Below are 12,232 nucleotides of genomic sequence, written 5' to 3'. Positions count from 1 at the left end.
CCGTCAGCGAAACTGAAGAAGGGGAAGGCCTCGCGGCCTCCCCCTTTTTTGCGTTTACGGGCTTTTGTCTCACATAGTAGCTGTGTTTTATAACCCTCGTTTGTCGCATCTTCTGTGAACGGGCTACAATAACTTAGTCTGTGCGATATGGAGGTGAACATGGCTGAAGCTGGTATCGGCGTTGATATCGTCGAGATTTCCCGTATGAAATCAATTCTTGAAAAGACGCCGTCGTTTGCTCGGCGTGTGTTTACCGAAGAAGAGCGTGCGTATTGCGATGCATCATCGCGTCCCGCTGCTCACTATGCGAGCCGCTTTGCTTCGCGCGAGGCGGTGCTTAAAGCTCTCGGCACGGGTTTTAGTCAAGGCGTGTGTCGCAAGGATGTTTCGGTAACGCGTGATAAACTCGGCAAACCGAAGGCGCTGCTTTCGGGCCGTGCACTCGAGATCGCTCATGAGCTGGGTGTTGTTGAGGTCGCTCTTTCCATTACCCTTACAGGAGACTTAGCCGTTGCGAATGCCATCGCGATTACCGAAGATGCTCGGCCTAAGCCAAAAGATGAAAAGGTGAGCACTAAGAAACGCTTTGCGCAGACATTTAAAGAGGCTCGCTCTGTTTTAGATGAGCTTGAGCAGCTGCAGAATTCAGCATTGACGGAGCACCTGGGCGATGCTTCGCAAGATACGCTAGGAGCATAGATGAAACCGGTTTTGAGTACCGAAGAAGTCGTTCGTCTCGAGGATATCATCGAACGCGAAGGGACTTCGAAGGCCGAGCTTATGGAGCTAGCGGGTGAGTTTGCCGCCAACGAGGTCTTGAAGCTCAATCCCGATCGGGTTCTCTTTCTGGTCGGTTTTGGTAATAATGGCGGCGACGGTTGGGTTGCCGCCGATATCCTGAGCCATAAGGGTGTGGACGTGGATATCGTTTCTCCGGTTGAACCGGATGAGATTCCTGCTGCTCTGGCACGTCATGTTGCTCGTCGTACTGCCGGCCGCGATGTGCACGTTTGCGTCGGCCCTTCGCGTGACGAACTCGAGGTTTTGATCGATAAGGCCGATGTTGTTGTCGATGCCATTTTTGGTACCGGTTTTCACGGGAATCTGCGTGCGCCGTTCTCCATCTGGATTCCTACGGTCAATGAATGCGCCGATTGTGTCGTATCCATTGATGTCCCCTCGGGCCTGAATGCCGAGACGGGCGTTGTTGATGACGACTGCATTCGTGCCGAACATACGGTGACGATGATTGCGCCCAAGATTGGTTTGTATAGCGCCGATGGCCCTGAGTATGCTGGCGATTTGATCTGCGGCAATCTTTACGACCGTCTTGACGAGGTCATCGATGATGTCGACCACGCCGCCGAGATTGTCGAGCCCGGTGACTTAGTTGATTTCTTTGCTCCACTTCCTACGAATATCGATAAGTATTCCCGTGGCTCTGTGCTTATTGTCGCCGGATCTGCGCAATATCCTGGTGCTGCCATTATGGCGGCCAAGTCTGCAGCTCGCGCGGGTGCTGGTTACGTGGCAGTCGCGGCTCCTGACGCCTGCGCTAATCTTATTCGCATGGCACTTCCTTCGATTCCCGTCTTTGCTATTCCGTCTGATTCCCGCGGCTCCTTTGGCGCCGCTGCGCGCATGACGGTGTGCGAGATTGCAAAGAAGTACAGCTGCGTACTGTGCGGTCCCGGTATGACGACGTCTGCCGGCGCTATGCAGGTGGTTTCGGGCTTGCTCGAGCTTGATGTACCGCTTATTTTGGATGCCGATGCACTCAACTGCCTTGCTAAGATTGCCATTGACGGTATTGATAGTAACCCCGAGATGTATCGTCGCGAGCAGCCGTTGGTTATGACGCCGCACTATCGTGAGCTTTCGCGTCTGGTTGCCGGTGACGAGGTGAACGACCTTGGTACCGCGATTGCAGCCGCGCAGAAGGTTGTCTGGGCTGCAGGCTCCGACAATCTGGTGGTCATTGCCAAGGGGCCGACGACGGCTATCTGTGGCGTTGAGCGTGTGCTGCTGCCACTTTCGGGTCCGGCTTCTCTGGCAACTGCCGGTTCGGGTGATGTTCTCGCGGGTATTTTGGCCGGCACGCTTGCCACCATGCGCGACGAGATGGATCGTTGGGAGTTGCTGTATTCGTACGCCGTCGCACTTCACAGCTACGCCGGTTTTGCCGCGGCGACGGAGTATGGTGAGAAGAGCGTTATCGCGACCGATCTTATCGACTTGATCGGTCCGGCCATGGAACTGGCGGCAAAGGATGCGCTCGAAGATCTGGGAATCATGGACGAAGGGTCGGATGACTAATCATGAATAAAGCCGATTTGACGCGCTGGTCCTGGGTCGAGATCGACCGCGGGGCGCTCCGTCGCAACACGAGGGCCTATAAGAACTTGCTGAATCCACGTCAGCGCCTGTGCTGCGTGGTCAAGGCCGATGCTTATGGCCATGGAGCTGTTGAGTGCGCCAAGATCATGTATTCGGCCGGTGCCGACATGTTTGCCGTGGCGACGGTTAACGAGGGCGTTGAGCTCCGACAGGGCGGGATTACGAAACCCATCCTCATCCTAAGCGAGCCGCCTATCGAGGCCATTCCGACGTTGCTCGAGTTTGATATCATGCCTTCGGTCTATACGTCTGACTTTGCTCTTGCGTATGGCGAATGTGCCGTCGCGGCGGGCAAAGTGGGCAAGTATCATCTCGCCATCGAGACGGGCATGAATCGTATCGGCGTTCACTACACGCAGGTGCTCGACTTTGTCCGCGGTATAAATTTCCATCGCGGTATTCAGTGCGACGGCGTATTTACGCACTTCGCCACGGCCGATGAACCTTCGGGCTGGGACTACAAGCTGCAGTGTCAGCGCTTTACCGAGGCCGTTCAGGCCATTAAGGATGCGGGTTTTGAGTGCGGTATCGTGCACTGCGCCAACACGCCGTCCTCGATGCTCGACCCCTCGATGCATTTTGATATGATCCGCGCCGGCGTTGGCTTGTATGGCATGCAGCCGTGCGAGCTGAGTGGCCGCGTGATGCAGCTTGATCCCGTTATGAGCGTCCATGCGCGTGTGACGCGCGTGGCACACCCTGCGATGGGTGAGGGCGTGGGCTACGGTTTTACCTACCGCGTACCGCGTACGCGCGTTCAGATCTGCACGCTGCCGATCGGTTATGCCGATGGCCTATCGCGTACGCTTTCCAATCGTATGGATGTGCTGTATCGCGGCGAGCGTGTGCATCAGGTTGGCAATATCTGCATGGACCAGTTTATGGTCGCCATTCAGTCCAACCCGGCACACGAGATTCCCGAGGCCGAGTATGGTGACGAGATGATCATTGTCGGCCGCGATGGCGATGCCGAGATCACTATGGACGAGATGGCCCGACTGCGCGGAACGATTAACTACGAGGTCGCCTGCGGCTTTGGCATGCGTCTCGACAAGGTCTACGTGTAGGAGCCGCTATGGGCGTCATGCACATCCCCGGCCATACCCATCAGGCACCACGTGAGGTCGCACTCGAGGAAATTGAGGCCGTTCTGGGCGATTGTCACCTCTGCCAGCTCTACCAGTCGCGTCACAATATCGTGTTTGGCGTGGGAAACCCCCGCGCTCGCGTGATGTTTATTGGTGAGGCGCCGGGCCGCAATGAGGATTTGCAGGGCGAGCCCTTTGTGGGGGCGGCAGGCGAGGACCTCAACGGCATTTTGTCGCTGGCGGGCCTCAAACGCGAAGACGTCTACATTGCCAACGTGCTTAAGTGCCGCCCGCCGGGAAACCGCAATCCGCGTCCCGAGGAAGTGCTGGCTTGCTCGCCGTTTTTGCGTGAGCAGATTCGAAGCATCTGGCCCGATATTATCGTGACGCTCGGCAACCCCGCGACGCACTTTGTGCTTAAGACCGAGATTGGCATTACTAAGCTGCGCGGCAGGTTCCACCAGATGGGGCATTTTGTAGTAATGCCCACGTTCCATCCGGCAGCAGCGCTGCGCAATCCGGCGTGGCAGGAGCTGCTGGAGGAAGACTTTAAGATGCTGGGCGACTATCTGGAGCGACATCCCGCACCAGAGGACGCCTCGGAATAATAAGGAGCATATATGTCCCTGGAGCGCCTGGGGGTAGGTACTTACAAAACGACTTGCGCTGCCGATACGGAGTACTTTGGCGAGCTAATTGCACCGTGCCTTGAGGACGGCGATGTGCTCATCCTGACCGGTGGCCTGGGAGTGGGCAAAACTCACTTTACCAAGGGCGTCTCGCGCGGGCTGGGCGATGAGCATATGGTTACGAGCCCTACGTTTGCGCTCATGGCCGTTCACGATCAAGGCCGTATTCCGCTGTTTCACTTTGATCTATACCGCCTGGAGCATGCCTACGAGCTCGAGGATACGGGCATTTTCGATGTGCTGGGCTATGAGGGTGCTTGCTTGCTGGAATGGGGCGAACAATTCCAGGACGAGCTGACGGATGAGTATCTTTCGGTGACGCTCAAGCGTGATGAGGGCGACAGCGATGTGCGAACGATAACGCTCGAGGCACACGGTGACCGCGCAATGGAGCTTTCCCATTTGATTGATAAGGCTGTACAAGATGAGCTTGCATAACGACAACGCGCTGGTGGTGGCGCTCGATACCTCGACCGACATGCTTGCCTGCGCGGCAAGCTGGATTGATGGGCAGACGGGCGAGACGAAGCTCGTGAGTGGCGACCACATGTGTCGCCGTCACGCCAACGTTGAGCTCGTGAATACCGTTGATGGCGTGCTGGCTCAAGCCGGTCTGGATCGCAGCGATGTTGGTTACTACGTGGTCGGCCGCGGCCCGGGGTCGTTTACGGGTGTGCGCATCGGCATCTCCACTGCCAAGGGCCTCGCGCGCGGTGCCAATGTTCCACTGCTGGGCGTGTCGACGCTCGACGCTTGCGCTTGGACGGCGTGGAAGGCTGGCGTGCGCGGCAAGCTTGGTATCTTGGCCGATGCCATGCGCGGTGAGGTATATCCGGCACTATATATGCTGGGCGATGAGGGTCCCGAGCGTCAATTTGAGCGCGAACACGTGGTCAAGGCCGCCGTGGCGCTCGATGAGTGGCGCCGAGCAGCGGACTGGGACCAGGTTCAGCTGACCGGTGACGGTCTCGTGCGCTATGGCAAGCTGCTGGGTGAGGACGAGACCGCCCGCTGCGTGGAGCGCGACCTGTGGTGGCCTTCGGGCGAGGGCTTGCTGCTCGTGCACGCTGCGGGTGACGGCGATCCGGCTCGCGTCCTGCCGATTTACACGCGCCTTTCGGATGCCGAGGAAAACGAGCGCAAGCGTCTTGGTCTTGCCGAGAGTGCGCAGAGCGAAATTACGGGCGTTGCCGATGAGCTCGCCGGTCGTCATCTGCAGTTCCGTCCCATGGGCGCGGCGGATGCCGAGGGCGCGAGCGCGCTAGAGGCTGCCTGCTTTGAAGGTGCCGGACACGAGGCGTGGACGCCGGGCATGTTCCTGTCCGAACTGGGCGAGGACGTCGCTGCGCCGCGCAGTTGGTGGGTGGCACACGACGACGGCAAGCTGCTGGGCCTTGCCGGCGGTATGGTCGTGGACGGTGATGTGCAGATTCTGGATGTCGCCGTCGACTCGGCACATCGCCGTGAGGGCATTGCCCGCAAGCTGCTGTCGCATGTGAGCTATGATGCCCAGATGCTCGGCTGCACCACGGCTTCGCTCGAGGTCGAGGACGGCAACGAGGGCGCGATTGCGCTCTATGCCGCTCTGGGCTTTACCGAGGTGGGTCGTCGTCGTGGCTACTACGGTGTCGGCAAAGACGCCATCGTCATGACGGCCCCACTTCCCCTCGTACTTCCGGTCGATAACGCCTCGCCCGAGCCGACGGCAGCCGAGCAACGCGTATGGCCGCTGCCTGCGCCTGGGCGCTCCGAGGGGGAGCGCGCCGAAATTGAGCGCCGCCGCCTGGTGCTCGCTATCGAGAGTTCCTGCGACGAGACGGCCGTGGCGATTATCGATGCGGATGGCAATATGCTGGCCAACCAGGTGTCGACACAGATTGATTTTCATGCCCGCTTTGGCGGCGTGGTGCCCGAGATCGCCTCGCGCAAACACGTTGAGGTGATTGTGAGTGTCGTGGATGCGGCGCTCGAGGATGCCGCAGCATCGCTTGGTCTTGAGGGTGGAGCCATTGCTCCCAGCGAGCTTGCCGCCGTGGGCGTGACACAGGGTCCGGGCCTGGTGGGCGCCCTCGTGGTGGGCGTTGCCTTTGCCAAAGGCTTTGCCTACGCTGCCGGTAAGCCGCTCGTATGCGTCAACCATCTGGAGGGGCATCTGTTTGCCAACCTGCTGGCGCAACCCGACCTCAAACCGCCGTTTATCTTCACGCTTGTCTCGGGTGGGCACACCATGCTCGTGCACGTGAAGGCGTGGGGCGACTACGAGGTGCTCGGTGAGACGCTCGACGACGCTGTGGGCGAGGCCTTCGACAAGGTAGCCAAGGCGTTGGGTCTGGGCTATCCCGGTGGCCCCATCATTTCCAAGCTGGCCGAGACGGGCAACCCCAAGGCGATCGATTTCCCCCGTGCGCTTAACAGCAGGGGAGACTATCGCTTCTCGCTTTCGGGCCTCAAGACGGCGGTGACGCTCTACATCGAGCAAGAGACCAAAGCCGGGCGCACGATTCACCTGCCCGATCTGGCGGCTTCGTTTGAGGCGGCTGTCTTTGACGTGCAGTACAAGAAGGCCAAAAACGCATTGCACGCTACCGGATGTAAGGAATACTGCATCGGCGGCGGCGTCTCGGCCAACCCGCATCTGCGCGAGATGATGATCAAGAAGCTTGGACGTCAGGGGATTCGCGTAACGGTGCCGCCCTTGTCTGCCTGTACCGATAACGCAGCCATGATCGCGGAGGTCGCCCGCCGTAAATTCGACCGAGGTGAAATCTCGCCGTTCGACGTCGACGCCGATCCGAACATGACGCTGTAGCTGGTACGGCGCGGTCCCCGGACGGAGGGGCCGGATATAAGGTTTCCTGCTCTACAGTCCTGCGCAAGACGAAGGCCACATTAAGTGGCCTTCTTTGCGTGCGGAACTCGCGATAAACCTTATATCCGGCCCCTCCGTCCGGGGACCTTTCTGTATCGATATAGCTTCTGAGTTGGTTCGGCGTCGACAACGTCCAGCAAGGTTAACAAGCCAGCGTCGAATTTCCAGCGTTCTTTAGCTGAAAGAAAAAGTTGGCGTGCGGAGCTTTGCTCCGCATTTGGGATGGGAGCCCCTGAGAGCCGCGGGAGCCGGGCGGCGCATATGAACTTTATCGCGAGTTCCGCACGCAAAGGAAAGCACTTAATGTGCTTTCCGTCTTGCGCAGGACTGTAGAGCAGGAAAGTTCATATGCGCCGCCCGGCTCCCGCGGCTCTCAGGGGCATCTCTCATGCAAAAACTGTCGTGGGGTAAAGTCCGAGGTCAGTGGCGTTTTATACCGAGAAATCCAAAAAAGTTGAAAATTCATTACAAATTTGCGTTGACTTTAGGTAACTAAAGTTTCATACTCCTTTTCAACCACTGGGGGATGTGAACACGCACGGATCGTTCGCATCATGATTGAAGAGGATTTCTTAGACATGTTCACGCATCAGCTAAACATTATCAGCGTAGTAATTATCTGATGCGGGTTAGCACATACAGCTAGCCCGTACGATAACGGGCGGCTGATGAAGATGAGGGCCGTCGAGCGCAACCGACGGCCCTCATTTTTTATGTCTAGGAAGTTCTTTTTAGAGGAGGAAATGTAATGAACGGAGTTTTGCTCATGGTTGTGGCCGCGGCGGTGCTCGCCTGCGGCTATCTGGGCTATGGCCGATGGCTGGCCAACAAGTGGGGCGTTGACAAAGAGGCCCTCACGCCGGCCAAGCGCATGAAGGACGGCAAGAGCTTCTCGCCCGTCTCCGCCTTCACCGCGTTCTCGCACCAGTTCAGCTCGATCTGCGGTGCTGGCCCTGTTACGGGTACGATCGTCGCCATGGCCTTTGGCTGGCTGCCCGTCGTGCTCTGGGTCCTCGTCGGCGGCATCTTCTTTGGTGCCGTCCACGACTTTGGTGCTCTGTACGCTTCGATGAAGAACAACGGCAAGTCGCTCGCTCAGCTCATCGAGAAGTACATCGGCAAGACCGGCCGTCGCCTGTTCCTGCTGTTCTGCTGGCTGTTCTGCATCATCGTCATCGCCGCTTTCACCGACATGGTCTGCAAGACGTTCATGTTCACCCCGGCCGTTGACGCTTCTGGTGCTGCTACCGGTGCCATCGACTTCACCAAGTCCTATGCCGCCGGCTGCGCTGGTACCATCTCCATCCTGTTCACCTTCGTCGCTATCGCCTTTGGTTGGGCCCAGAAGAAGTTCAACCTCACCGGCGCTGCCGAGTTCGTCACCGGCGTGGTCCTCATGGTTCTCATGTTCGCCGTCGGTATGCAGTTCCCGGTCTACCTGGATAAGTTCCAGTGGTTCGCCGTCGTCATGGTCTACCTGGTCTTCGCTGGCGCCATGCCCATCCAGATGCTCAAGACTCCGCGCGATTACCTCACTTCCATCATGATGATCGTCATGATCGTCTGCGCTGTCCTCGGCATCGTCGTCCTGGGCGTCAACGGTCAGGCCACTATCACCGCTCCGGTCTTTACCGGCTTCTCCACTGCCTCCGGCATGATGTTCCCGGTCCTGTTCGTCTCCGTCGCATGCGGTGCTCTCTCCGGTTTCCACAGCCTCGTTTCTTCCGGCACCTCTTCCAAGCAGGTCGAGAAGGAGCGGGACGCCGTCAAGGTCGGCTACGGCGCCATGATCGTCGAGTCCTTCGTCGGCATCCTTGCCATCATCGTCGCCGGCATCATGTTCTCCGACATGAACACCGCCGGTACCGGCGTCCTCAACGCCGGTGTCGCTTCCACCCCGTTCCAGATCTTCGCCGCTGGCATCTCCCGCGGTATGCAGGCCTTCGGTGTTGACGGCACGCTCGCTACCGTCTTTATGACCATGAACGTTTCCGCTCTGGCTCTGACCTCGCTCGACGCCGTCGCCCGCATCGCCCGCACCTCGTTCTCCGAGTTCTTTGCCCAGACCAACGATGCCCTGGCCATCGAGTCCAAGGCCGGCTACATGAAGGTCCTCGGCAACCCCTGGTTCGCCACGGTCGTTACCCTGCTTCCCGGTCTCGCCCTCGCTTTTGGTGGCTATGCCAACATCTGGCCGCTCTTTGGTGCTTCCAACCAGCTGCTCGGCGGCATGACCATGATCACCCTCGCCGTGTTCTGCAAGTGCACCGGCCGCAAGGGCTGGATGCTCTACGTGCCCGTCGCCTTCCTGCTCTGCTGCACCTTCACCTCGCTGGTCCAGAGCGCCATGGGCTGCATGACCGCCGTCCAGGCCTACGGTTTCTTCGGTACCATCCCGGCTACTGCCACCACGGACGCCGTCTCCGTCGCCGCCACCAAGGGCCTGCAGCTCGTCTTCGCCGTCCTGCTGATGGTCCTGGGTCTCATCGTCGCCGTCAACTGCCTCAAGGAGTTCTTCGGCAAGGAGGCTGGCTCCATGCCCGACGAGGAGCCCGAGTGGTCCGAGATGGGCAAGGCCGAGTACGGCCGCGCCGCTGCCGCCGAGGCTCCTGTCGACGCCGAGGCTGCCAAGGCCTAGTCAGCTTGATGGGCTAGCCGTTCCATCCATATGACTCGGAAAGACCGGGTCCGCAACGACGCGGACTCGGTCTTTTTTCATGCAAAAGCGGGCGACGCCCGAGTGTTCTCGCAGATGTTTTGCGTGGATAAGGGCGCGCGTTGTACCATATAGACGTATATGTGTACATATGAAAGGGGCCCCGTGGCCAAGACGGTATATTCCGATAACCAAAATAATGTCGATGCCCTGGCTGAACGTCTGAGCAGCCAGACGTCGCTTTCTGCCGAGCGTGCCAAGCTGGTTGCCTACGACCTGCTCTGCCGCAAGGCGCTCAAGATTAAGTCGAGTGCGCTGGCGCAAATTTTCCGCTCCGTCGATAAGGAATGTGACACCAAGGCGATGCGCGATGAACTTATCGCGGCAAATATCGTGACCAAGATCGAGGGTAGCGGCATTAACGGGCGCCCGGCGTTCTATACCATCAATGCCGAGATCCGCGATGCCCAGGAGCAGCCTGCCGAGTCCGTCGAGGATTTTGTCGTCGAGGATTCCGCTGACGTGCCTGCTGTGGAAGAAACTGCTCCGCGTGAGCATGTCGATACCGATGAGTTGCTCGATGAGAACGTCGTGCGTGCCTTTACGGCCAAGGCAGGACGCGGCGGTTTTGGCGGGGGTGGCAAGCGCGATGCGCAGCGCCGCGCCCAGCAGGAGCGCTTCCGTCGCGCCGTTGCTCAAAAGGGTGAGACGGATGCTGAGGCCGTCGAGGAAAAGTCCGTCGGGATGCAGGAGCCGACTCGCACTCAAGAGCATGCTGAGATCCAGGAGCCCAAGCGTCGCCGCGGTGCCCACTTTAAGGCCGAGCAGCGAGGTATTGCATGCGAGGTCCAGGATTCCGTCGAGGCTGCTGACGCGTCCGATGAACCGGTCAAGAAGGCTCCGGGTTCATGCCGTCCCGGACGTGGTTTTGCGGGGCGCGCGTATCCCGTAAGGCGTCAGGAGAAGAGCGAACCGGCTTCGACCACTCAGGGCGAGAAGGACGAGAAGGCCGTTGAGCCGGTGGCTCGCGAGCAAAAGCCTGTTGAGCCGCAGCTTGAGGTTGATGCCGAGGCCAAGGGCCAGCAGCCTACTGATGAGCAGACGGAGCAGGGCGCGTCGAGCAAGCCTCGCCGCCGTCGCCATCGTGGGGGCCGCAGTTCCCATGCCGAGACTGCGGCCGAGAAGACCACGCCGCAGAACGAGGATGCGAAGGCCGAGGTTTCTTCGGGGCAGCCTAAGCGCCAGCCGGCGAAGGAGAGCAAGTCCGTTCGTCCGCAGAAGCAGGCGTCTATGCCGAAGCGCGAGCGCAATTCCCAAGGCGATTCTAAGCGCAAGTCTCAGAGGAAGCCGGAGTCTGCCGCAGCAGATACTGCTGCCCAGCAGCCCAAGTCGGCCGTTCACGGCGAGGCCTCGGCGTTTGCCCTTGCCCGCGTTTTAGGCAGGCAGCTGCTCAAAGTTGTCCCTACGCCCACGGCGCTCTCTAAGATCAAGGAGCAGCAGACACAGATCGTAAAGGTCGAGGGCAAGGACGGCAAAAAGGCTCCGCGGCGCACTCAGCACAACGAGATGTCCAACCGCAAGATTGCCGAGGAAATCGCAATCATCCAGGCTTGGATCGAGCAGAACCGAGGTGCCGATACGCCGGTTGCCTCGCGCCGCCAGCGTGCCTACCAGATCTTTAACGACGAGAAGGCTTTTGACGGCAAGCACGGTGAGCGCTTGATCAGGCGTATGACCGAAAAGGGCATCAGCATGCAGGCGATCAAGGTCGCCCCCAATCGCCCCGTGCACTTTACGGGCTTCTTTACGCTGGGCGCCGACAAGCCGTTCATTATGGTCGAGAACCTGGACACCTACGACGAGATCGTCAAGCTGCTGCGTGGCCGCAAGCACGCCAAGCTCTTTGGCATCAAGGTGGGCGGCGTGATTTTTGGCGGCGGATGCAAGGCGAGCGTCTCGCATGCCCTGGACGATTATCTGGCTGAGATTGGCTATCGCTTTAACTACGTCTACTACGTAGGCGATATCGATCGCGAGGGCGCGCGCATCGTCGAACAGGCTCGCAATGCCAATGTGGTTGAGATTCGCCTGCATGCCGGCATGTACCGCGCCATGCTCGCCGAGCATAAGCGTCGCGTGAAGGCCGGCGGCGAGTGCGAGCCCGCGGCTGCCAACCAGGGCGTGCCGCAGAACCTGGCAGCGACGATCAAGGATCTGCCCATGGTTACGCGCGTGCAGTTCCGCAACGTGCTACGTGAAGGCGGGCGCATTCCGCAGGAGATCCTGATGACCGCAGACTATCGGGATGGCGACTCGGGAAGCTTCGACCGCATGCTGAACAATTAGCTCCGCCGTTCTACCGAACGGCGGTCTTCTTGACGCTGCGAGGGGCCCTGGCACGGCAATCTGACGTTCAACTTCGGCGGCGCGACCAGAAGGTCAGCGCCGCCTTGTTTCACGTCACCTTGCCATACCAGGGCCCCTCTCGCTCATATGACCCAATCCGCTGTCAAGAGCCACAATGGCCCCGCCG

The 12,232-nt window shown here is 59.4% G+C and carries 8 protein-coding genes; all 8 read left to right on the top strand.

Annotated elements, in window-relative coordinates:
• The first annotated feature begins 159 nt into the window (after positions 1 to 159).
• The 8 genes from acpS (at position 160) to PGW49_RS09980 (ending at position 12,045) form a co-directional block, all read left to right on the top strand.
• The gene (gene acpS, locus PGW49_RS10015; protein WP_270226401.1) at positions 160 to 699 is read left to right on the top strand and encodes a holo-ACP synthase; all 540 of its coding nucleotides are present in this window, start codon (positions 160 to 162) and stop codon (positions 697 to 699) included.
• A complete protein-coding gene (locus tag PGW49_RS10010) occupies positions 700 to 2,316 on the top strand; it encodes an NAD(P)H-hydrate dehydratase (RefSeq protein ID WP_270226400.1) in 1,617 nt (538 codons plus the stop codon).
• A gap of 2 nt (positions 2,317 to 2,318) precedes the next feature.
• On the top strand, positions 2,319 to 3,464 hold the full coding sequence (alr, locus tag PGW49_RS10005) for an alanine racemase (protein WP_035137770.1): 1,146 nt from the start codon (positions 2,319 to 2,321) through the stop codon (positions 3,462 to 3,464).
• Between the two features lie 8 nt (positions 3,465 to 3,472).
• On the top strand, positions 3,473 to 4,093 hold the full coding sequence (locus PGW49_RS10000; RefSeq protein ID WP_006235848.1) for a uracil-DNA glycosylase: 621 nt from the start codon (positions 3,473 to 3,475) through the stop codon (positions 4,091 to 4,093).
• Positions 4,094 to 4,105: 12 nt separating this feature from the next.
• Positions 4,106 to 4,612 (top strand): tRNA (adenosine(37)-N6)-threonylcarbamoyltransferase complex ATPase subunit type 1 TsaE, encoded by a 507-nt coding sequence (tsaE, locus tag PGW49_RS09995; protein ID WP_117735673.1) that lies wholly within the window; start codon positions 4,106 to 4,108, stop codon positions 4,610 to 4,612.
• Positions 4,599 to 6,983 (top strand): tRNA (adenosine(37)-N6)-threonylcarbamoyltransferase complex transferase subunit TsaD, encoded by a 2,385-nt coding sequence (gene tsaD, locus PGW49_RS09990; RefSeq protein WP_195622401.1) that lies wholly within the window; start codon positions 4,599 to 4,601, stop codon positions 6,981 to 6,983. The genes tsaE and tsaD overlap by 14 nt, the downstream gene beginning before the upstream one ends.
• An 808-nt stretch (positions 6,984 to 7,791) precedes the next feature.
• Positions 7,792 to 9,681, top strand: coding sequence for a carbon starvation CstA family protein (locus tag PGW49_RS09985; protein WP_270226399.1), 1,890 nt, complete (start codon positions 7,792 to 7,794; stop codon positions 9,679 to 9,681).
• A 183-nt stretch (positions 9,682 to 9,864) separates the two neighbouring features.
• Positions 9,865 to 12,045, top strand: a complete 2,181-nt coding sequence (locus PGW49_RS09980) for a hypothetical protein (protein WP_270226398.1) — start codon at positions 9,865 to 9,867, stop codon at positions 12,043 to 12,045.
• Positions 12,046 to 12,232: the final 187 nt, after the last annotated feature.

It is taken from the genome of Collinsella aerofaciens, assembly GCF_027679495.1.
GTDB lineage: Bacteria > Actinomycetota > Coriobacteriia > Coriobacteriales > Coriobacteriaceae > Collinsella > Collinsella aerofaciens_AK.
This window is presented reverse-complemented; position numbering and strand designations above follow the sequence as displayed.

Coding starts and splice junctions, on each gene's coding strand:
- PGW49_RS10010 (WP_270226400.1), top strand. CDS start 700: ATGAAACCGGTTTTGAGTACCGAAGAAGTCGTTCGTCTCGAGGATATC.
- acpS (WP_270226401.1), top strand. CDS start 160: ATGGCTGAAGCTGGTATCGGCGTTGATATCGTCGAGATTTCCCGTATG.
- PGW49_RS10000 (WP_006235848.1), top strand. CDS start 3,473: ATGGGCGTCATGCACATCCCCGGCCATACCCATCAGGCACCACGTGAG.
- tsaD (WP_195622401.1), top strand. CDS start 4,599: ATGAGCTTGCATAACGACAACGCGCTGGTGGTGGCGCTCGATACCTCG.
- alr (WP_035137770.1), top strand. CDS start 2,319: ATGAATAAAGCCGATTTGACGCGCTGGTCCTGGGTCGAGATCGACCGC.
- PGW49_RS09985 (WP_270226399.1), top strand. CDS start 7,792: ATGAACGGAGTTTTGCTCATGGTTGTGGCCGCGGCGGTGCTCGCCTGC.
- tsaE (WP_117735673.1), top strand. CDS start 4,106: ATGTCCCTGGAGCGCCTGGGGGTAGGTACTTACAAAACGACTTGCGCT.